General features: G+C 47.0%; 20 protein-coding genes. 12 read left to right on the top strand and 8 right to left on the bottom strand.

Annotated elements, in window-relative coordinates:
- Positions 1-17 precede the first annotated feature (17 nt).
- The 6 genes from ACX1DY_RS26785 to ACX1DY_RS26760 all read left to right on the top strand — a co-directional run bounded on the left by ACX1DY_RS26785 (position 18) and on the right by ACX1DY_RS26760 (position 8565).
- Positions 18-2426, top strand: coding sequence for a WD40/YVTN/BNR-like repeat-containing protein (locus ACX1DY_RS26785; RefSeq protein ID WP_458967231.1), 2409 nt, complete (start codon positions 18-20; stop codon positions 2424-2426).
- 121 nt (positions 2427-2547) lie between these two features.
- The gene (locus tag ACX1DY_RS26780) at positions 2548-3225 is read left to right on the top strand and encodes a response regulator transcription factor (RefSeq protein WP_458967230.1); all 678 of its coding nucleotides are present in this window, start codon (positions 2548-2550) and stop codon (positions 3223-3225) included.
- Positions 3226-3235: 10 nt separating this feature from the next.
- Positions 3236-4501 (top strand): HAMP domain-containing sensor histidine kinase, encoded by a 1266-nt coding sequence (locus ACX1DY_RS26775; protein ID WP_458967229.1) that lies wholly within the window; start codon positions 3236-3238, stop codon positions 4499-4501.
- Between the two features lie 106 nt (positions 4502-4607).
- The gene (locus tag ACX1DY_RS26770) at positions 4608-5366 is read left to right on the top strand and encodes an ABC transporter ATP-binding protein (RefSeq protein WP_458967228.1); all 759 of its coding nucleotides are present in this window, start codon (positions 4608-4610) and stop codon (positions 5364-5366) included.
- A 2-nt stretch (positions 5367-5368) separates the two neighbouring features.
- Complete coding sequence (locus ACX1DY_RS26765) at positions 5369-7723, top strand: ABC transporter permease (RefSeq protein ID WP_458967227.1); 2355 nt, start codon at positions 5369-5371, stop codon at positions 7721-7723.
- 107 nt (positions 7724-7830) lie between these two features.
- Positions 7831-8565 (top strand): Fic family protein, encoded by a 735-nt coding sequence (locus ACX1DY_RS26760; RefSeq protein ID WP_458967226.1) that lies wholly within the window; start codon positions 7831-7833, stop codon positions 8563-8565.
- A gap of 56 nt (positions 8566-8621) precedes the next feature.
- On the opposite strand, the gene ACX1DY_RS26755 is transcribed toward ACX1DY_RS26760, so the two are convergent.
- A complete protein-coding gene (locus ACX1DY_RS26755; protein WP_458967225.1) occupies positions 8622-9044 on the bottom strand; it encodes a VOC family protein in 423 nt (140 codons plus the stop codon).
- On the bottom strand, positions 9041-9508 hold the full coding sequence (locus ACX1DY_RS26750; protein WP_458967224.1) for an AraC family transcriptional regulator: 468 nt from the start codon (positions 9506-9508) through the stop codon (positions 9041-9043). The genes ACX1DY_RS26755 and ACX1DY_RS26750 overlap by 4 nt, the downstream gene beginning before the upstream one ends.
- Before the next feature lie 136 nt (positions 9509-9644).
- Between ACX1DY_RS26750 and ACX1DY_RS26745 the strand changes: the two genes are divergently transcribed.
- The 4 genes from ACX1DY_RS26745 (at position 9645) to ACX1DY_RS26730 (ending at position 13634) form a co-directional block, all read left to right on the top strand.
- Positions 9645-10913 (top strand): helix-turn-helix domain-containing protein, encoded by a 1269-nt coding sequence (locus ACX1DY_RS26745; RefSeq protein ID WP_458967223.1) that lies wholly within the window; start codon positions 9645-9647, stop codon positions 10911-10913.
- Between the two features lie 51 nt (positions 10914-10964).
- Positions 10965-11636: a GNAT family N-acetyltransferase gene (locus ACX1DY_RS26740; protein ID WP_458967222.1), complete on the top strand. Its 672-nt coding sequence runs from the start codon at positions 10965-10967 to the stop codon at positions 11634-11636.
- Entirely contained in the window at positions 11636-12796 is a 1161-nt protein-coding gene (locus tag ACX1DY_RS26735; protein WP_458967221.1) for a GyrI-like domain-containing protein, read from the top strand. The genes ACX1DY_RS26740 and ACX1DY_RS26735 overlap by 1 nt, the downstream gene beginning before the upstream one ends.
- Before the next feature lie 130 nt (positions 12797-12926).
- Positions 12927-13634, top strand: coding sequence for a DNA alkylation repair protein (locus ACX1DY_RS26730; RefSeq protein WP_458967220.1), 708 nt, complete (start codon positions 12927-12929; stop codon positions 13632-13634).
- On the opposite strand, the gene ACX1DY_RS26725 is transcribed toward ACX1DY_RS26730, so the two are convergent.
- The 4 genes from ACX1DY_RS26725 to ACX1DY_RS26710 all read right to left on the bottom strand — a co-directional run bounded on the left by ACX1DY_RS26725 (position 13631) and on the right by ACX1DY_RS26710 (position 19310).
- The gene (locus ACX1DY_RS26725) at positions 13631-14467 is read right to left on the bottom strand and encodes an aminoglycoside 6-adenylyltransferase (RefSeq protein ID WP_458967219.1); all 837 of its coding nucleotides are present in this window, start codon (positions 14465-14467) and stop codon (positions 13631-13633) included. The genes ACX1DY_RS26730 and ACX1DY_RS26725 overlap by 4 nt on opposite strands.
- 285 nt (positions 14468-14752) lie before the next feature.
- Positions 14753-16528, bottom strand: coding sequence for an ABC transporter ATP-binding protein (locus ACX1DY_RS26720; protein WP_458967218.1), 1776 nt, complete (start codon positions 16526-16528; stop codon positions 14753-14755).
- Positions 16515-18290 carry an ABC transporter ATP-binding protein gene (locus tag ACX1DY_RS26715; protein WP_458967217.1) on the bottom strand — a complete coding sequence of 592 codons (1776 nt, stop codon included), beginning with the start codon at positions 18288-18290 and terminating at the stop codon, positions 16515-16517. Before ACX1DY_RS26715 ends, ACX1DY_RS26720 begins: the two co-directional genes overlap by 14 nt.
- Positions 18291-18314: 24 nt before the next feature.
- Positions 18315-19310 (bottom strand): DUF4003 family protein, encoded by a 996-nt coding sequence (locus tag ACX1DY_RS26710; RefSeq protein ID WP_458967216.1) that lies wholly within the window; start codon positions 19308-19310, stop codon positions 18315-18317.
- 212 nt (positions 19311-19522) lie between these two features.
- Between ACX1DY_RS26710 and ACX1DY_RS26705 the strand changes: the two genes are divergently transcribed.
- The gene (locus tag ACX1DY_RS26705) at positions 19523-21076 is read left to right on the top strand and encodes a glycosyltransferase family 39 protein (protein WP_458967215.1); all 1554 of its coding nucleotides are present in this window, start codon (positions 19523-19525) and stop codon (positions 21074-21076) included.
- A gap of 1 nt (position 21077) precedes the next feature.
- Positions 21078-21347, top strand: a complete 270-nt coding sequence (locus ACX1DY_RS26700; RefSeq protein ID WP_458967214.1) for a hypothetical protein — start codon at positions 21078-21080, stop codon at positions 21345-21347.
- Between the two features lie 7 nt (positions 21348-21354).
- On the opposite strand, the gene ACX1DY_RS26695 is transcribed toward ACX1DY_RS26700, so the two are convergent.
- Positions 21355-21876: a ClbS/DfsB family four-helix bundle protein gene (locus ACX1DY_RS26695; RefSeq protein WP_458967213.1), complete on the bottom strand. Its 522-nt coding sequence runs from the start codon at positions 21874-21876 to the stop codon at positions 21355-21357.
- 252 nt (positions 21877-22128) lie between these two features.
- Positions 22129-22179 (bottom strand): hypothetical protein, encoded by a 51-nt coding sequence (locus tag ACX1DY_RS26690; RefSeq protein ID WP_229521449.1) that lies wholly within the window; start codon positions 22177-22179, stop codon positions 22129-22131.
- Between the last annotated feature and the right edge of the window lie 36 nt (positions 22180-22215).

Raw genomic sequence — 22215 nt, 5'->3', positions numbered from 1 at the left:
TGAAAGGAGATATAGGAATGCTAAAGGAAAGTGGAAAATACAGCTATAAATCCATATCCGTGCCGGGAGGCGGATTTGTTACCGGATTTGTTTTTCATCCTACGGTCCCGGATATTTTGTATTGCCGAACGGATATCGGCGGTACTTATCGGTTCGATTTCCAGAATAAATCCTGGGTATCGCTAATTGATCATGCAACCGATCCGAATATGTGGGAAACCTACCCCCTTGCCATTGCGCTTGACCGGCAAAACCCAAGCTACATTTATGTCATGGTAGGGCTGTATCCTACGCATAAAATTGCTTTTTCCGACGACTACGGTGCACATTGGGTGTACTTCGACCCCCCTGTTATTGACGAACAAGGGAATACGGCGACGATTCATGGAAATGCCCCAGGCCGTTCCACGGGTGAACGATTGGTTGTAGATCCAAATGACTCGAATATTCTGTATATGGGTACGATGGAAGACGGCTTATGGAAGACTGTTGACCGGTGCAAAACCTGGACCAGGCTTGCGGTAGCTTCTCCGGGGAAAGACCCGGAAACGAATATCGCTTTTGTAGAAATTGATTCTACCAGCGGTGTTAGGGGCAGTGCCTCCAAGCGGATTATCGTGGCTACGAGCGGCCAGCAAGGTTCCCCCGGCAACAACGTTCGTGGACAGAGCGTATATATCAGCCAGGATTCAGGAGTCACCTTCCAGCCTTTAGCGGGAGAACCGTCACCGGTTATTGGCGGCTCTACGGATTATCCTGGGTATGTGGGACAACGGGCTGCTTTCAGTGGAAAATACTTATATATTTCTTATGCCGCATATAACATTGGATGGTCGAATTGGAACAGCTACGGCTGCGATACGGGAAAATGTTATGATGGAGCTCTTGTCCGCTATGAGCTGGATAGCAATGGAGATGTAGCAGAAGCTCTGGATGTCACGCCTCCTAACATTGTGGAGCCTCATTTCCATGACCCGGAGGCGCCGGAGCGCAGGCTGGGTTACGGGATTAGAGGAATCTGTGCAGATTCACAACTTCCAGGAACCTTGATCTGCTCAACGATCACGGCCTCACCGGACACGATTTACCGTTCAACCGATTATGGATTGACTTGGAAGCCGATCATGTCGGGGCTGAATATCGGGAAAATTGATTTTAATGTGTCCTATCAAAAACCTGAATACAACGGAAATGACTCTCTGATCCACTGGATGGCAGATGTGAAAATCAATCCGTTCAACAGCGATATGGCGCTGTTTAATACCGGTGCCGGCATATTCATGACGATGGACTTGACTGGGGCGGATCAGGATGAGACAGTGACCTGGGCTTGCTGCGATACAGGCGTCGAAGAAACCGTTCACTTGAACATTTACTCTCCACCGGCTGGTGATGTTCAATTGATTGATATTATTGGCGATTATGGCGGCTTTGTATTTACCGATCTGGATCAGCCTGCGGAGAATACCTTTGCCAACCATAATCAAGACAGATGGATTACGGCCATGAACGCGGATTATCCCGACAGCAATCCTAATCTGTTAGTGACAACACCCCGAGGGAACTGGAAAGGGAAGACCAAAGGAGGGCTAATCCTATCGAGGGATCAAGGCCGCACATGGGAGCAATTAAGCAATCCTGTTGGCCTTGGTGAAGCTGTGGATTACTGGGTCCGTTACTTGCAGACACCTAACGTGACCTCGGGCTGGACTGCCATATCTGCCGACGGAAGGGCGATTCTCTGGGTGCTGGGACTTCCGGTTTATGCATCCAGATTGGTCTATACGCATAACTTCGGAGAGACCTGGAATAAATCTCAAGTATATGATGGCGAAGGGAACCTTCTGGGTGGCGATTTGCTACCTTTTAAGGTCATGTCTGATCGTGTCAATCCTGAACTTTTCTACGGTTTTAGTGACAACACCTATGGCAAGGGCTTCTATGTCAGTCTCGACAAGGGCAAAAGCTTTCATCAATTGAAAGCGCCGGATGGATTTCCTGAGGTTGATCTTGCCGGGATCGACAGTGAGCAGCATTACGAGATTCGGCTCGAGTCCGGCAAAGAGGGGGTAATCTGGATGGCTATGCAGCAGTACGGGCTTTGGCGGGTAACCTATGATCGTGCGCAGCATGTATTTTCTGGGTATAGAGTTTCGAAGGCTGGCGACGTTATCAAAAGAATCGGGCTTGGCAAGCCAAGCGAAGGAAGCGATATCCAAACGCTGTTCACCAGCGGAACGATCCAAGGAGCGTATGGCTTCTATCGTTCCCATGATGGGGGGGTGAGTTGGAAGCGGATTAATGACGACAATCATCAATACGGTGATATCCGCTCCATAACAGGCGATCCGAGAGTGTTCGGACGGATTTACGTTGCAACTGGTACAAGAGGGTTAGTGTACGGTGATATTATTTGGGAAGAGTAAATAGGATTTAATCCAGAAGACGCTTTGGGACCTCTTCCCCAAGGCGTCTTTAATTTTGGCGCTCTATTCTTCATGGTATAATAGCTTTTGTTATTCAAGTTATATTTGTGGAGGAAAATGGATGATTAAATACGACTGTCTAATCGTTGATGATGAAGAAGCGCTGTCGAAAAGCACCTGCGAATACTTGAATATGTGCGGAGTGAAAACCTTTTGGGCAGCAGATGAACAGGCGTGCTTTGATTTTTTTGCAGAGCATGAAGCCGACTTAGTCCTGCTTGATATTAATGTTGGGGAGCAATCCTCCGGATTTGAAATATGCAAAAAACTGCGGAATTCGACGAATATACCTATTTTGTTCATAAGTGCACGAACAAGTGACGATGATGTGCTGCTTGCACTAAATATCGGTGGAGACGACTATATCCAGAAGCCGTATGCACTCAGCATTATCCTGGCTAAAGTAAAAGCGGTACTGAAAAGGTATAGAGGCGATGCTGATGTCTTAAGCTTTGGGAGCTTTAAAATGGATCTTGTCACGGAAAAGCTTATGAATGATGGCAGCGAAATTAAACTAAAGGCTATGGAATATAAGCTGCTTGCCTATTTAATCCAGAACAAAAACCGCCCTCTCGCCAAAGAGGAATTGTTCTCTAACGTTTGGAACGACGTTATCACCAGTGATGGAACCCTAAATGTCCACATCCGCAAGCTGCGGGAGAAAATTGAAGTAAACCCAAATGAGCCGCGTTATATTAAGACGATATGGGGAACCGGTTATGTATTTGAAGCCGACTAGGGGGGGGAAGATGAGCATCAAAAAGGTAACGGGCTTGGCGGTAGCCATTCTGTTCATTGGCATCAGTGTAATTCTTTTTGCTTTTCGCAGCTTGAATGAAGAAGGAATTGATGTTGTTGCTGTGAATGATATTACACAATCGCTTGTTGAGCATTGGGACAGTCTGGATCAGTCAGACTTGCCAGGACGTCAATACAGCTTGGAGTATACTGTACTGGATAACCGTGGGGAGCTAATCGGGGCCACACGGCGCGGATTAAGTGAGGATGTTAACTCTGCCATCAATAATCGGGATACGATTGTTGATATTACGCGGGATGGCACGGTTTTGGGAAAAGTAATTATTTTTAATAATACAAGTGAGCTGTGGATGCGATACAGGGATAACCTGCTTATTCTTTTTGGAGTAATCATGTTTTTTATCATTTTGTTTTGTCTTATTTACGCGGAATACATCGACAGATCAATTTTTCGTCCGTTTCGTAAGCTGCAGGCCTTTGCACGTCATGTGGCAGAGGGCAAGCTGGACATGCCGCTCGAAATGGAAAAAGGCAATGGGTTCGGTGCATTCGCAGAAAGCTTCGACATCATGCGGGAGGAGCTTGCGAAAGCGCGCGAGAACGAAAGAATAGCCAATCAGAGCAAAAAGGAGCTGGTAGCCTCACTCAGCCATGATATAAAAACACCAGTCGCCTCCATCAAGGCTGTTTCCGAGGTAATGATTATGAAATCTGCTAATGAGGATGACATCAGCCAGCTTGAAGTAATTAATTCAAAAGCTGACCAGATCAATACACTGATCACAAATATGTTCACTGCCACATTAGAAGAGTTACAGGAGCTGAACGTTACAGTAACGGAGGAGTCGAGTGCTGTGCTGGGGGATGTAATCAAAAATGTTGACTATAATAACAGGGCTACTATATCGTCTATCCCTGAATGTATTGTGCTCGTAGATATGCTGCGGCTGTTGCAGGTCATTGACAATGTAATAAGCAACTCCTACAAATACGCAGGTACATCCATTGGTGTAATGGCAAGCATCAAAGGGCAATATCTGGAGATCGAGTTCAAGGACTATGGACATGGGGTCTCCCGGGAGGAAATCCCGCTGTTATTCAATAAGTTCTATCGTGCCAAAAATTCGGTGGGCAAAAGCGGAACAGGGCTTGGCTTGTACATATCCAAATATCTGATGAACAAAATGTCCGGAGATATCAATTGCAGGAATATGGATGGCGGCTTTGCGGTGATCTTAAGATTACATATCGCGTAAAAAGATTTTAGAATTGGTTAAGAACTGATTAAAGACCCGTTAAGAATATATAAGCTAAGATAAGACTGTAAATAAAACAGTCTTATTTTTATTAGGGGGCCAAGTAATGAGTGAAGTAATTATCACAACCGATAAGCTTAGCAAATCGTTTTCAAGCGGAGGCATGCAGCAGCATGTTCTTAAAAATCTTGATTTGGAGATATTATCCGGGGATTTCACTGTCATCATGGGTTCATCCGGCGCGGGGAAATCCACGCTCATGTATGCCTTATCAGGTATGGATAAGCCGACACTCGGTTCCATTACATACTTTGATCAGGAAATCGCCAAGCTGTCCAATGATAAGCTGGCTGTTTTTCGCAGATTAAATTGCGGATTTGTATTTCAGCAAATGTTCCTGCTCGATAATATGAGTATATTGGATAATGTTATTGCTGCAGGACTGCTTGTCAGTAAGGACAGAAAAGCCATCACAGCAAGAGCAAAAGATCTGCTTACGCAGGTTGGATTAACCGAAACGATTTGGCGGAAATTTCCTACCCAATTATCTGGCGGAGAAGCGCAGCGTGCTGCGATTGTGCGTGCATTAATCAACCAGCCAAAGGTTGTTTTTGCCGATGAACCTACAGGTGCCCTTAACTCCGCGTCCGGTAAAGCGGTGCTTGATGTGCTGACCGACCTGAACAGCAAGGGGCAAAGCATCATCATGGTTACCCATGATTTGAAATCCGCGAGAAGAGGAAACCGGATTTTATATATGCGTGACGGTGTTATTCATGGCATTTGCAACTTAGGCAAATACGTAAGCGGCGACAGGGAGCGGCACGACAAGCTTCAGGCCTTCCTCTCTGAAATGGGGTGGTGAATTTGCGGAAATTAGTTATGCTCAGCTTTGCAAATATACGAAAAACCAAAGGACACACGGTTTCACTGTTGCTAATGTTCCTCATTGCCGGATTGCTGTTAAATGCGGGCTCGCTCGTGTTTGTGAATTTTGGCAGTTTTTTTGAAAAAGTCACCAAAGAGCTTAAGACAACTGATGTGTACTATATCATGCCAAGTCATTTATATAACGGAGAGGTAGATAAGTACATCAGAAATAATAAAAATATATCAAACATGCAAAAAGAGGAAGCAATATGGGCTCAGGCATCCATCCCTTATAATGATGATACACGCGAGATGAGTTTTATTCTAAATGATGCAGATAAAGAACGTGATTTCTCTAAATGGAAATTTGTTGGCGAGCATTTACCGCCTGATTCAATGTCGATTTATGTGCCGTATGTATTGAATATTGACGGTGGCTACAAGCTGAATGACAAAGTTGAAATGAAATTTGATGATGCAGCCCTTACATTTACAATAAAAGGATTTACAGAAGATGCCTTCTTCAGTTCTCTTGATACTATAAATTTAGGAACTTATTTGCCCCATGAAACCTATGAAAAAGTTGTACAAAAGCTGGATGACAAATATAGTGCAACACTTATTTTTGCTGATCTTGATAAAGTAAATAATGAAGTTGAAACAGGGATAAGAGAATTAGTACAAACAGATCAAAAGGCTACTCTTACTATGGTAGAAGATACCAGCACATTGTCCAGCTTGGATATAGAACGGTTGAGAACGTCCCGTACTTTTATGTCAAGTATGGTGTCGGTAATGGCGATGGCTTTCGCTTTTATTATCGCAATCGTATGCCTTATTGTGGTCCGGTTCAGAATTGGGAACAGCATAGAGGAAGATATGAGCAAAATCGGGTCTTTAAGGGCGATCGGGTACACCAGCAGACAAATTATATTGTCAATTGTAATGCAGTACGTGCTTATTGCCTTGGTTGGCAGTATAGCAGGCATATCGTTATCCTATTTAACAACGCCAGTACTTTCTGATATTTTTGCACATCAATCCGGGCTCATGTGGGTGCAAGGCTTCGATGGAGCAATCAGCAGTATTATTCTATGTACAATTTTATTCGTTGTTATCATTGTTTCTTTCATTTCTTCGGGACGAATTCGTAAGCTTAATCCGATTGTAGCCTTAAGGGGAGGAATCACAACCCATAACTTCAGAAAAAATTATTTGCCGCTTCATAAGTCAATAGGCAGCCTGCCGGTCGTTCTCGGGTTTAAATCCATGCTGCAAAGCAGGAAGCACAGCTTCATGATTGGAGTTATCCTTGCTGCTGTATCTTTTGCCAGTACATTTGGTGCTGTGATGTTTTATAACACCGTCATTGATACAAAGGCATTTGCAAAGACTCCCGGAGTCGAACTTTCAAATGCGGTGGCTGTTTTGAATTCGGATAAGGATCAACCAAAGCTTGTTGATAACATTAAAAACATGAAGAATGTAAGAAAAGTCCAGTATATTGATGAGTCCAAAGTTAAAATTGAGAACTATGATGTAACTGCTTATGTGATGGAGGATTTTTCTACAAAAGAAACGAATACCGTCTATAAGGGCAGATATCCGCTCCACAGCAATGAAGTTGTACTTGCCGGTATCTTAGCGGATGAGATAGACAAAAAGATCGGTGACCGTGTAATGATAAAAGTCGGCGCTAAGCAGGCCGAATATATGATCACAGGCTTATCTCAAGGTGCGAGTATGGGCGGAATGAATGCGTCTATAAGATGGGACGGCATCCTTAAGGTTAACCCGGACTTTAAACAGATGAGCCTGCAAATCTATTTGAACAAAAATAGTAAAGCTGATGAATTTGTAAACAAGCTTGAAAGCGACTATGGAGATTCAATCATAACATCAGTAGATATGGATAAAATTATGGACGATGGCATGGGCATGTACATATCGATTGTCTCGAAGCTTGGTATTGGTATGATGGTTATAACCATAGTTGTCGTGATTCTGGTTCTGTATTTTGTTATTAATTCATCGGTTATTCGTAAGAAACGTGAACTGGGTATACAAAAAGCAATTGGTTTTACAACCTTCCAGCTAATGAATCAGCTCTCGCTTGGTTTTTTGCCGCCTATCATTATAGGCGTATTGCTCGGAAGCGCAACTGGAGTTACCCTAACCAACCCACTCATGTCAGTGGCGATGCGTACTATGGGGATTATGAAGGCGAATTTTACTATCACGACGTCGTGGATTAGTTTGTTTGGAGTGGCAATTGTCATTATTGCCTACTTGACCTCGATGCTGATTACGTATCGCATTCGTAAAATATCCGCGTATGCTTTAGTAAGCTAGTAAGTTCAGGTATATCTTCCCTCAGACTTAGGTCTGGGGGATTTCTTTGTAGGGAATGCTATAATGATAACAGCTAGGTCATTCATTAATAATTAGGAGAATCACTAATGGCAAACCAAACGTTATTGGAGCTTCTACAGGAAGAGATGAAGATGGGGCTTAAGGGAGGTCTGTATCATCAGACCCAAATTAAGCTTGCCTATAACTCCAATCGAATTGAAGGCAGTCGGTTATCGGAGGATCAGACCCGTTATATTTTTGAAACGAATACTATTAATGTGGAACCGGAAGAAACAGCGAGTGTTGACGATATTATAGAGACGGTAAATCATTTTGCTTGCTTTGACTATATGTTGGCCCATGCACAGGAAGATTTGTCCGAAGAGATGATCAAGGAATTCCATCGGATTCTAAAAAGAAATACGTCAGACGAAAGAAAAGACTGGTTCCGTGTTGGTGAATACAAGGCGAGGCCTAATGTGGTTGGGGATATGAAGACGGCTGCTCCGGGAAAAGTGGCAGGTGTTATGGGAAAGCTGTTGACCGCGTATCATCAAAAGCCAGGTGTTTTGTTTGAGGACATTATAGACTTCCATTATGAATTTGAATGTATCCATCCTTTTCAGGATGGCAACGGCCGTGTCGGCAGGATCATCATGTTCAAGGAGTGTCTGAAATATGATATTTTGCCCTTTATCATTGGACATGAGCATAAGCTGTTTTATTACCGCGGCCTTAAGGAATACCCTGTGGAAAAAGGTTATTTGCTGGATACCTGCCTATCCGCGCAGGATCGCTACGAAGCTGAGGTTGATTATTTTTTTCCAGACTTGAAGAGATGAAGAAAAAAGACGCTCTGGGACAGCTTCCCCAAGGCGTCTTTATTTTTAGACTGTGTTCACTTCTCCGTCTGTTCAGTCATGAGTCCCCACCGAAAGCCAAACTTATCAATAAGGGAGACCATACAGGAGCTATATGTCGTACTGCGCATGGGGTGAATGATCGTACCTCCGGTCTTCAGAACCTCGTAGGCCTTTTTTACATGGTCTGCGGTTTCAAAAGTGACCGTAAGGAATAAGGACGTGCTTGCGGCGGGAGCAAGCTCTAATTCATCGGAGAGCATCATGCGCTGTTCCCCAATATAAGCCTCAGCATGATACACATAACCTTGTTGTTCATCAGTTAATTCGATATTCCAATCGCGGTTATCTGCGTCTGAGTAATGCAGGATGAAATCAATTCTTAAGTCAAAAGCTTGTTGATATAAACCGAGTGCCTCTTCGCATTGTCCATGAAAGTGTAATGTAGGGGTTACAATCATCTCTTCATCTCCACTCCAGTTGACTCAGTGATTCTTATGGGCACGAAATAATCCATTTGGCCATATCCCATTGCCTGAATTGCGGATTGGGGAGTAGGGATATTGCCCAGATACTCGCGGGTTGGATCTTCTTCGAAGCAAGCTCTGCTGGAAATGAACGCTTTTATTGAATTAATGACTTCGGTACTATCCTTTCCATCCACTTCGGTTGCCACCGCATATAAGCCGCCGGGGAAATCCACGATTTCAAAATCAGCAGGAACGTCCATCCCCTCGTGATATATGTAGTACCATACAAAGCCGCCCCTTTGCTTATCCATCCACAGAAAATCTTCAGGAAACATGGTTTTAGGCTGCTTGCTGAACCATTCGTCGAATTTCTCAAGCTTTCCGTCGCCGAACATGCCGCACTCAGAGGATACCATTTTGCATGCCGGAATTTCATAAACCCGTACATTTTCCATACCGCTTTCCTCCCCTTCTGAACTTTGTAATAACCTCATTTTACCAATTGCCCCTATATCAAAGTCAAATCTTAAAAATCGTGGTAATGCAGAGTGCATAAGGATTTGATAAGGTAAGAAGGTGGGGGGATCATTGATGGATAAGTCTATCCGTTTCAGAAGGTCTATACAGCATATTGAGGAGCATTTGCATGACAGCATCCATCTTGAGCAAGCCGCACAAGCCGGGTTCACCTCGCTGATGCAATTGTATCGTGATTTCTATACCTATACGGGGCATTCGGTTAAGGAATACATTCGCAAACGCCGGCTGTCCAGTGCGCTCAGTCTGATTAAATGCTCGCAGCTGCCGCTTGCCGAGATCGCATATTCTTGTGGCTACAGCTCGCAGCAGGCCTTATGCAAAGGCGTGAAATCCGCTACCGCCATGACACCGCTGGAATACCGGAAGAGTGAAGCCTACTATTATTTCCCCAGATTCGACACCGATGCGGTGCGGCAGGTCACCGTTATGCAAGAAACCATTCCCAAGGTCATATGGGCCAAATTCTATCATCCCAAGCTGCAAGGTATTGAGCATCAGGCACTTTGTGCGCTCAGGTCGCTGCTTCCTGAATATAAGGGCAGAATCTTCGGTAAAAACGGACAGCAGGCAGGCAGCCGGTTCTGCTATGAAATCTCTGTGGAATATGATCCTGCGGTGCTGAACAAGCTGAGAAGCAGTGTCTTTGTGGAAGCAAGCGTGCTTCCCGAGTCCAGTCTGACCTTCGCCAAAACCACAGTCAAGGACGATGAGGAAGAGATCGGACTGGCGTGGAACTATCTGTACCATAGCTGGCTGAAGACCAGCATGTTCAACCAGGATAACGAGAGCTACTTTGAAGAATACATACATAAGAATGGAGTCGTGAAGAAGCTTGTGTTATATATGCCTGTGACGAGGCGGAAGGATTACAACAAGATCAGTCTGATGAACTGTGAAAGCATGCTGTTTCTGGTGTCGTCCAGCAAGGGGCTTCATGCAGAGGAAGAGGCTTCCCAAGCGGTAATGAACTATCTTTCGCGGCATAATCCCGGTGCGATAAGAAGGGCTAGACAATTCTATGTCACCAGAACGGGGATGAGCTGCACCTGCGGCATCAGGATCGAACAGGAACTGGAGCTTCCCTTGGATAGCGGGCTTGAGAATCTGCGGCATGAAGAGGGCAGCTACGCTGTTATCGAGAGCGATTGCTGCAGTGACAGCCGGGTATTTGAAGCGCTTTTAGATACATGGATCAATGAAAGCGGATTCAAGAGGGGTTCGCAGCATGTCTTTACTATCTATGAGACAGACGGCACCTTTGAACCGGAAGCGATTAAGACGAAGGTATGGATCAAGCTGGAAAATGTTAAAAACGGATAATACAGAATGTCCGATTCCCGGTACATTGGGGGTAAGAGAGGAGTGCTAGATATGGAGGCTGTCAAAAAACTTTCATTTCAGGAAATGCCTCAAGATTATTCCCCAAACAAGCTGCCTGAAATCATCAAGCTTGCCAGAGCACTTGGCGGGCAGGAGGCGGTTATTTATCAGACTGCGGCGGCCAAGCCTTTTCTGTTTGAAACCAGCCGGCTGATGATCCGCCGTTTTTATCCGGAGGATGCGGCAGGTGTGCATGAGCTGGCGAACAATCGGCAAAATTCAGAGATGAAGAACTTCGATCATCAGTGGCCAACGGATTACAAGGGCTGTAAGGAGGCGACAGATTGGTTCTGTACCCAGGAGAATATGTGGGCAGTATGCCTCAAGCCGGAATATACCCTGATCGGAATGATTGTGTTCAACTCGGTGGACGCGAATAACAGGGTGGATTTGGGCCATGTATGGCATACGGAGTACTGGAACAGCCGATTGGATACAGAGGCGATTTCGCTGATGGTTCAATATGCTTTTGAAGAGCTGGGTGCTGATGGCGTTTACGCCGGAAATCCTTTGGAGTGCGCTCCGCAGATCGCCCCTTTGCAGGAGATTGGCATGGAAATTACGGAGACCCGGCAAGCTTCATTTGTAAATGATGAGTTAGGGAATCCGATTTTTTTTACAGGCTGTAAGATGGAAATTACCCGGGAAAGGTGGAATGCATGATGAACAAGCAAAGAAAGGCGATGCCGGAGCAAGCAGCCGAAGGTTATAGTCCCCTTGTAAAGCCGGCAATCCTCCGAATAGCGGAGGAGAGAAACATGGAAATCCAGGATGAAATTTTTGTTCAGCAAGTCAGTGAGTTCTGCAGCATTGTGGACAGGCCGGAAATGAAGCTTGTGGGCATTGCGCTGCCCATTACCTATGAAAGCCGGGGCTACGGCGGTTTCTATGGCTTTGAGCATGCGAACTGTATTATGAACGATTATTTTTTCACCAAAAAATTGATTGCAGAGGGTGATATGGCCCTGCTCTCCGGCATCATCGGCGGACAAATCCGCAGCAAGGACATTGTCACGGCAAGAACAGAGGTTGGCGGTGACGGCAATTATAAGGTCATTGTGGGCTATGAAATAGGCAGCTTTGAAGCTTTGCCTGATGCTTTGCCGGAATATACGGAGACGGTTACTATACCTGCCTGCCGTTACGCTAAAGTTCTCATTAACGAGACCAAGCAAGCGGACCGGATCGGCTACGGGGAGCGGATGCACGCGGATGAATACTTCATTGGCTCCTTCCGCGAGGATACGGGGTATGTCTACAACCCGGCGGGGTACGGATTTAATACTTACGATGCTTCGGGAGATATTCTCACTAAATATGAGCCGGTGAAGATCCCGTCAAGCAATTCAGAGCGCTACGACTCTTTGCGCCTCAAGCCGGTTGTTCTGCCGGAAATGAAGATTGCCTGCAGCGTAACTCCGCCGGACTCCGAGGAGTTTGTGATTTCCAAGTATTTCGGCGTCCAGGATCAGGTATTTGCCACCGAGGCAGCCAAATACTATTTGCATGATTATTACGGGTTCCCTACGAACAGCGATCAGGAAGGGAAGATCAATTCCTGCTTCGGCACAAGGGTCAGCAGCTTTGAAGGAATTCCCGATTGCGTCGAAAAGCTTACGCTGCCAGGCGGGCTCTATCTGCACATTTCCCAGCTTGAGGTGAACGGAGATAATCCATCCCTTCCGTATGATGCGGCCTTTAACCATCTCGAAGAGCTGTTCTTGTCCTCCCATCCTGAGTACCAGCGCGACTGGAGCAGACATGTCATCGCCCGGTTCCGGCAGGCCAATTGTGCTTCTGTGTTTGTGCCGCTTATGAAGTGAATAGAGTGCAATAAGCGGGATACGCTGCACGTTGAGTGCTGTGTGTGTTTGTGAGAGAATAGTCACAGAGGAATGAAGGATTATTCTCTCTAAACCGCATGGACCTCACAGAGAAGGAAGTGGACAAGCTATGGATTTAGAAATGGTTATGCAGGAGCTTGAAGCTCGCGGTAAGGATCGAACCAAGAAAATATATATGTCGAATGGCGCGCATGAGCCGCTTTTTGGCGTGGCTACAGGAGAAATGAAGCCCATCGCCAAGAAGATCAAGCAAAATCAGCTGCTGGCCGAGCAGCTTTACAACACCGGGAACTACGACGCCATGTATTTTGCCGGCGTAATTGCAGACCCCAAGGCAATGACCGCAGCGGATTTTGAGCGATGGATAGATGCCGCATATTTTTACATGCTGTCCGATTTTGTGGTTGCAGTAACCTTGGCAGAGACAGATATAGCGCAGGATGTTGCCGATAAATGGATCGCATCGGGTGAAGAACTGAGAATGTCAGCGGGCTGGAGTTGCTATTGCTGGCTGCTCGGGAATCGTCCGGACAGCGAATTTTCCGAACCCAAGCTCTCCGGTATGCTTGAACGGGTACAAACAACGATTCATGATTCCCCCGAACGAACCAAATACGCCATGAATAATTTTATATACACAGTGGCGGTATCCTATTTGCCGCTTCATGATAAAGCAGTCGAGATTGCAGAGGCAGTAGGCCCGGTAGAAGTCAAACGGGATAAGAAAAAAAGCAGCTTCCTGAACGCTTCCGAAAATATTCAAAAGGCATTAGCAAGAGGGCAGCTTGGGTTCAAGCGTAAATATGTAAGGTGTTAAGAGTTCGCCATTCTTTTACGGAAAAATGTAACTACCTGCTCAGCTATTCTATCAGGATAAGCAATTCCTTTGGCTTGGCAAATTTCCGCGGCATCCTGTTGGAACAAAGTCATGCACCGCTCTACCGCTGTCTGTAAATCGTGAAAGTCTGCATTGGTAAAATAGCCCTTCAAATGCTGTTGCTTCTCTTCCGGCACACACAGCTTTACTTTGCTCTCCCATGCACCCCAATCCAGCGTGTCGTACCGGCTTAACAGCAGATCAACATGCGAATGGAACAAGATATCCATGTTTTTGATGATTTTGAAGAGATCCTGCCGCTTAAAATATTTAACGAGCATCTCTATATGTAACCAGTAGGTATCCATAGCCCTGACAGGATCGGGGATATCATTATCTGTACGATACCCTTTATCGAGGAACGCCGTGGCTTCTCCGGTTCTGTCAAAAATAAGCTGATCCCTTGTACAGCCCTTGCAATGCTGTCTGCACATCCAATCTTCAGGATAATTCTCGTTAATAATGAAGAAATCGAACTGGTGCAGTTGATCGCCCAGACGAATCACACTGCAATAGTTTTTGAAATGCGCATCATTAAAGCTCTCCCCCCAGAAAACTATAAGCTCATCCGAAGCAGCTGCAAGAACTTTTGGAACATCTGCGGCAAAGGCTTCAAAGTCTTGATCCGCTACGAGAAAAACAGGATCATAATCCGAATACATATCCTCCGTTCCTCTGCTGATCGACCCGTAGTGCCATCCGCCTTTGCAGCGCTGGTCTTTTTTTAATATCTCTACGACTCTGTTAAAGGCTGCTTCTAAATCCTTGTGCATGATATCGCTTCCAATCGTTGTCTGATGCTGTCATATTATCACATTCGTTTCGGGAAAAATTGCTCGTTTTCAACCAGTTGTAATACAATTTCATGCGTGGCTCGTAACAATCAGAAGGATATCCGTCTGTATACGCAGATCGGCTACGAGCTGTACGGGTTCAGATTGACGGTTGGTTATGAATTTCATTAGAAAAAGAAAACAGGCTCTCGCTTATCCAAGCGAGAGCCTGTTTCTTGGAGAATCGGTAGGGAACAAGCCCCCGATTCCATGCTTTCCTGTATCTCAAGCCTCCATCTTCTGCGCCGTGTAGAGCCTGTGATACAGCCCCTTACGTGCCATCAGCTCATCATGCGAGCCGCTCTCGGCAATGCCTTTGTTCGAGACATACATGATGCGGTCACAGTTTTTGACGGTGGACAGCCGGTGCGCGATAATGAACGATGTTCTTCCCTTGAGCAGCTCATTCAGGCCTCTCTGGAGCAAGCGCTCGGTCTTCGCGTCTATGGAAGAGGTCGCTTCGTCCAGGATCAGAATGCGCGGATCGGCCAGGAGTGTTCTGGCGAATGAGATGAGCTGCCGCTGTCCCTGGGACAGCTTGGAGCCGCGCTCGTTGACCTCTGTCAGGTAGCCCTGCTCAAATTCACGGATGAAATCGTCGGCACATACCGCCTTCGCCGCAGCGATGACTTCATCCTCCGTAGCATCCAGTCTGCCGTAACGGATGTTGTCCAGGATCGTGCCGGAGAAAATGAAGCTGTCCTGCAGCATAATTCCCATTTGGCTGCGCAGGGACTTCAACGTAATCTGCGAGATGTCCTGGCCGTCAATCAAAATTTTGCCCCCGGTAAGATTGTAGAAGCGGGAGATCAGATTGACGACGGTTGTTTTGCCTGCGCCTGTTGGTCCTACCAAGGCAACGCTCTCTCCCGCTTTGACATCGAAGGAGATATTCTCCAGGATGTTCAGACCCGGGTCATAGGCGAAGGTCACGTTGTCGAAGGTAACCCGGCCCTGAACGGACGGAAGCTCTCCTGCATCCGGAATATCGCTGACGGTAACCGGCTCATCCAGCGTTTCGAAGATACGCTCAAGGTAGGCAACGGCATTGATAAAGTTGTTGTACAGGTTCGAGAGGTTCAGGATCGGCTGCCAGAAGCGGGCGGCGTAGGTGCTCATAGCCAGAATGACGCCAAACGTTACGTCCTTAGGGTCCAGGGTCAAGAGGCCCACAAGAAAAATCAACGCCGAAACGATGGTAGACAGGTTATCGACCGAAAACGGGATCAGCAGGTTGAAATTCATTGCCCGCATCCATTCCTTGCGGAAATTGCCGGCCAGCCGCGTGAAGATGCCCTCATTGTGCTGTTCACGGGAGAAGATTTGCGTCACGCCAATGCCGCTGATGCTCTCCTGCAAATAGGCGTTCAGGTTGGAGCTCTTGTTGGACACAGCCTGCCAGGCCCGCCGCTGCCGGGTTTTGATAAGCAGCATGATGCCCATGAAGACAGGCAATCCGGCAAGAATGACGAACGAGAGCCGTACATCCACGGCGAACATGAATGCGGCGATAAAGATCAAGTTAACGATTTCGAGAATAAAGTTGATAATCCCGTTGGATAACACATCCGACACCGAGTTGACGTAGTTCACGACCCGGATCAGGATTTTGCCCTGCGGGCGGTCGTCGTAATATTTGAACGGCAGCTCCTGCAAATGCTTGAACAGATCCGTACGGATATCAAAAATAATGTCCTGCCCGACGCTGGTCATGATACGCGAGCGGATGGTAGCCAGAATGACGCTGACCACGATGGTCAGCAGCATCAGCGCTGACCAGCCCAGCAGTGCAAGCTTATCCCTCGCGGGAATGGTGACATCCACCACATGCTGCATAATAAGCGGTGCCGATAATCCAACCGCCGCCGAGATCGCACTGAGCACAAATGCAACGATCATCGGCGTTTTCTTCCGTTTAATATAGACCATTGCCCGTCGGAAGTGCTTGATGTCAAAAGGGGATTCCAGGTTCTCGTCGACGTCGAATTTATTTCTGGCCATGAGCGGTCACCTGCCTTCCAATACCCTCGTTCTGCAGCATAAATACATCGTAGTAATACCCCCGCTGCGCCAGCAGCTCGGCGTGGGTGCCTTCCTCAATCAGCCGTCCGCCGTCAAGGATGAGAATGCGGTCAGCCTCTGCTGTAGTGGATACCCGCTGCGCAATGATAAGCTTCGTGCAGGGATAATCCAGCTCACGCAGGCTTTTCTGAATATGCTCCTCGGTCTCCAGATCCACGGCGGAGGTCGTGTCATCCAGAATCAGGATGGGACGGTGGACCGCCAGGGCGCGAGCGAGCGCAATACGCTGCTTCTGTCCTCCTGACAGGCCGACCCCGCGTTCACCGACAACGGTATCATACCCTTCAGGCATGCGGGAGATGAAATCATGTGCGGCTGCCAGTCCGGCATATTCGACCACATTTTCCTCCGGTAATTCGGGGTCGCCATAGGCGATGTTTCCGTCGATGGTATCGGAGAACAGGAGCACGTCCTGGGTCGCCATACCGATGTTGCCGCGCAGCTCATCCAGCTCCAGCTCCCGAACGTCAACGCCGTCTACCAGCACACGCCCGCCGGATACGTCATAGAAGCGCGGGATCAGGTTGATGAGCGATGTTTTACCTGAACCTGTGGAGCCCATAATGGCAATGGTTTCGCCCGGCTCCACCGTAAAGCTGACATCGTCCAGCACTGTAGCGCTGTCATATTTGAAGCTGACATGCTCAAAGGCAAGGCGGCCTTCATAGCGGCGTTTGGTTACCGGTCTATGCTCGTTGACAATCGAAGGGTGGGCGTAATAAATCTCGACGATCTTGCTTAAGCTGGCAAAGAATCGCTGAATGTCATTGATAATAATTCCGATATTCCGCATAGGGTTGGCTATAGCCCAGACCAGCGAAGAGAAGGCTGCGAATTCGCCAAAGGTGATCCGGCCGTTCATCAGGAACAACCCGCCGGCCAGCATCAGGATGACGTTGAAGGCCTGTGCGAAGGTTTCCAGATAAGGAAAGTAATCGAGCCAGACGAGCGCGGCTTTTTTGTTCGCTGTGGAGTAGTTGACGTTCTTCTCAGTAAATTTCTCAATCTCGAACTCCTCACGCGCGAAAGCCTTGACCACCCGGTTGCCTGAAATATTCTCCTGGGTAGTGGTGTTAAGCTGGGACAGCCGCTCGCGAAGGTCCACATACATGGGACGGACGTGCTTTGCAAATATGTAAGCCACGATAAAAATCAGCGGCGACAGCGTCAGCATCCACAGTGTCAGCCCGGTATCAATGGTGAAGAAATAGATAACGGCGGCAACGAAGATGGTAAAGGATTCGATGATCGTTTTGAAAATCCATGCCATCGAGTGCCGGACCATATCGAGGTCCCCGGTCATTTTGGTCATCAAATCGCCTGTACGGTTATGGTCGTAATACTCTCTGTCTTGTCCCTGAATCTTGTTGTACAGATAAATGCGGATACGGTAGAGCATGTTCTGCGAGGACCATTCATACTGCATAGTTGTAAGATAAGCAAGACCCGTGCGCAGCAGGGAAAATCCGATCATCCCAAGGCAGAGCATGATGAGCAGCCCCCGCTTATCCGTCAGATTCTGCATGGCATTGTCACCAGCAATAAAGGTATCGACAATGCGCTGGCTGAGGTACGGATTCACTATGGTCAGACTTGAGCCAATTACCGATAGACACAGCGCCAAAATATACCGTGCCCGGTTGCCCTCCAGATTCTGCCACAGCCATTTCAATTCAAACATCTGATCACCTGTTTCTGTGTGTTCTTAATTCCCCGAGGTCGCTGCCGCAGCAGCCGTTGCAGCAGCCGCTGCACTTGCAGCCTGCTGCGCAATTACAATATTGGTAATGCTGGTGGAGAGCATCGTGCTCACAACGCCGCTTTTTACCTCATCTACATACTTAAACGCCACTAGCCCGGCCGACAGCAGCAGCAATTCCTGCTTCGTAATGGACCAATTGCCAAAGCCTTTTTTGGTGCGCAAAAATTCGTACGACTCCGAGACATCATTCACGATATTCTCCTTGCTGCCGGGAAGCAGCGACAACACGCCAAGCGAGGAAAGGGTGTATTCTTTGTCCATTCGCAGGCCCCGTTCACGGAAGGCATCGCTTAATGCAAGTACACGGCCGGCAGTTTCAGCGGCTTCTCCTCCAAGAACCAGCACCTGGGTCAGAGCCTGCACACTGTTCCCTGACAGGAACTCGGGCTTCAGCGTTGCATAGAGCTGCTCCATGCGTTCAACACCGCTGTGGACATCAATATCGGAGAGTCCGAGCATGGCGGCAAAAATATAGTCGTCCTGCCCTGTAAGGAAGCGGTGCTTCGACTTCATGCTGTCGTAAAATGCTTTTGCCCGTTCCACAGTCCGCAGATATTGCTCCGGTGCAGCATTAGCAGCAATCTGATAGGCGGCAATGACGAGATAATCCGAGGCTCTGAATTTGACGTCCTTCAACAGATCATACACGGCCATAGTGTTTGTAAGCTGTGTCGACCTGTCGGCTGAAAGAGAGAGCATCGCGGCAATGCTGATTACAGAATTCCCTCTAAACGCAGAGAAGCTTCCGGTATTCTCCTTGATCAGCTCATAGCTCGCCCGAATCGCTTCATCATCGGCAATTTTGTTCTCCGCAGTGTAGAGCAGCGCCGCCAGTCGGTTGACCATTGCATTTTTCCAGACGAAGACCTTTTTAACCCGCTGCGAGTTGTCAGCGAACAATTCAAGCCTGGCTGTATAAGGCTCCTTCAATATAAACACTCCTTAACAAAAATAGAAATTATTTAACATATTAATTATGGATACATTTTCATACTACTACAAAATGCAAAAGTTGCGGACATTCATCTGATTTTCAGAATAGGTCCTTATAATACTTCTATTATATTGCCGAAGCATATGCTTCCGAAGCTAGTTTTGTTTGAAGCAATATCGACGAAGCATCGCTCACAAAACTTTTAGGAGGTTATCCATTGATAAGGGGAACTCAGCGAATATTGTATTTCATGTTTGCTTTTTTTACAGCGCTTTTTATCGCTTCCTCTTTTTTTCTCAGGGCGGAGTATAACTATTTCGCATTCGGCGATAAGCCGGTGCTGGAGAAGCAGCAGCCGGTTCTTTTTATAGCGCTAATTGCAATCGTTCTTGCTCTAAGCTTCGTCCTGTACAGAATGTGCTTGAGGCTTAACAGGTACAGCGCCAAAATCGTGATTCCGGCTACGCTCCTGTTTTCTTTTGCCATTCAAATTGTGATCATCTTCCTGTTCACCAGACTGCCGACGGATGATTCGCAAACGGTGCTGTCACTGGCAATGGATATGCTGTATCGGCAGGATTATTCCTCCTTTCAAACGGGGGGATATCTGCACATGTTCCCTTTCCAATTCTCCATCGTCCTGTACCTAAAAACGCTGCTGCAGTTATTTCCCGATAACTATCTGGTGATCAAGATATTCAACATCCTGTTCACACTCGTTACGACGTTAATGATCTACTTGCTGTATAAGGAGCTCAATTATAAGTCCAAGAGCCATGACTATGGTGTTCTGGTATTTGCCGCAACCTATATTCCGTCCCTGTTCATGAGCAATCTTATTTATAACGATGTAATCGCGACAGCTTTTCTGACCAGCGCTTTATATTTCGCCATCCGGTTCATTCGAACTCAGTCTATGAAGGATATTCTGGCTGCTGCAATTTTACTGGCTATTGGCAATTATTTCAGAAGCATCGGGATGATCTTTCTAATCGCCATTATTCTTAGTCTTGTGTTCAGCTTGCGTACTCTGGGTATCAAAAAGGCTGTCGCTGCTTTGTGCTTAACAGTTCTGCTGTTCAATGTTCCGGGCTGGACCCAGAATGCTGTGTTGCAGGGAACGGGCATCGTAAATGAGCCGGTTAACCGCAATTCCGCACCTGTCTATATGTGGCTGAATATGGGGATCAATCTGGAGACGCTTGGATTCTGGGATAATCAGGAGAGCTATAACATCTATCAAAGAGAAGCGAACTATAACAAGGCGGAAAGTGTGGAGCTGTTCAAGGAATCTATCCGCAATAAAATCTCGGGTGCCACGGTGGGCGAATTAATGGAAATGTACTATAAGAAGCTGGTATGGACCTGGACGGAAGGGACTTATCAGATGGAAAGATACGGCCTTGGCAATGATAGCTCGTCCAGCACCAGGGGAAGAATGGGGTTTGTAATGGACCGCTATATCTATAGCACCTTTGCTTCGGATTTGTTCAAGGGAGATTCGAATTACAGAAGCGGGCTGCTCTGGGTGCTGTATGTGATGAATTTTCTGATGTATTGTTTCATTCTCGTCCGGTTGATTGGCGGCATCAAAGCCAAAAGGTATGAGGAGACTTCACTCATTCTGGTGGTGCTCGGGTTCATCGGGTTCTATCTGCTATGGGAGATCAAATCCCGGTATATTTATCCGGTGTATCCGCTGTTGATCGTGTTGTCCTATATGGGATTTAAAGACGTCTATGATTATATGTTCAGAAAAAGGGGGGCATAAGATGCGGACTAAGAGGGGTTATATCTCTTTGCTGATCGTAGTGCTTGCCTGCTCTATGGTGCTTGTCTCCTGTGATGCCATAACCGCCCAAAAGATCACGGATTCGGACTCCGGCTCCAGGATGAACGGGTTCCCGGGAATGAACGGCGGCAGGAATTTTAACGGGGGAGGCCGTGGCATGGATGGTGGCGGACCCGGCATGAATGGGAGAACACAAAGAAATGGCGGTCAAGGGCAAGGGACGGATGGGGGAACAAGCGGCAGAAGGTGAGCATAAATTACACTTGAATGCTGTATTTCTTCCACTTTCTGATCTTTGCCCGGAAGGTTGTAAAAGGTGCAGCCGAATTGATGTGAATCCATCTGGCCATCGGCCAGTTTTCCTTACTGCCTGTCCATTTGCGGATGCCTTGTGTGAAAAGCTCTTCCTCCGTCAATGTGCCGACCCAGTCTAGCCACTGCCGTTCCGCCTGGCGGAATAAGTCCCGCAGCTCAGAAATGGAATATCCGGCGTATTTCTCGTAAAAAGACTGGTACAGTCCGCCAAGCTGGTTCCATTTATAGCCCGGGGCAGGCATGATCACTTCACGGCCTTCCCGTTCAGCTTCATCCCAGCCCATCACAAGCTGAAGCCAGCCTAGCTGGTAGGCGATAATCTCGGCCGGAGTTTTATCCACCTCGGGTATTCTGGCATCCCGCTGGCTGTTATCTATGTCCTCAAATTCTGCGTCCAGAAGCACATATTTGGCGTGGATACTTTCCATTAAATCTGCTTTGGACGAATACTCATAGCTTGCCATGCGTGCACCTCGTTTTTATTTTAGTTATAGCATGGGGGAGTGACAGCAGTATGTCATGTTTATTGAATATATAATCAGTATATAATTATTTTTACTTTATAAAACGAATTGTGGTATAGTGTGGGTAGAAAAGACGTACAATGCAAAGAGAGCCGTGCGCTAACACGACTCTCGGAGCAATAGCCGCTTTTAAGGGCGGCGGCTTTCGGAATAGTGGTCAAGAAATAGACCGTCTCCTTTGACCAGGGCGGTCTATTTCTTTTTGAGGTAATTCAGCAAAGCAATAATGAACATGCCGAACATGAACATCAAAGACAACGCTTGATAAACCTCCATTGG

The sequence above is a fragment of the Paenibacillus sp. BAC0078 genome (assembly GCF_054483875.1).
Note: the sequence above shows the minus strand (reverse complement) of the source record. Positions and strands in the feature narration are given on the sequence as shown.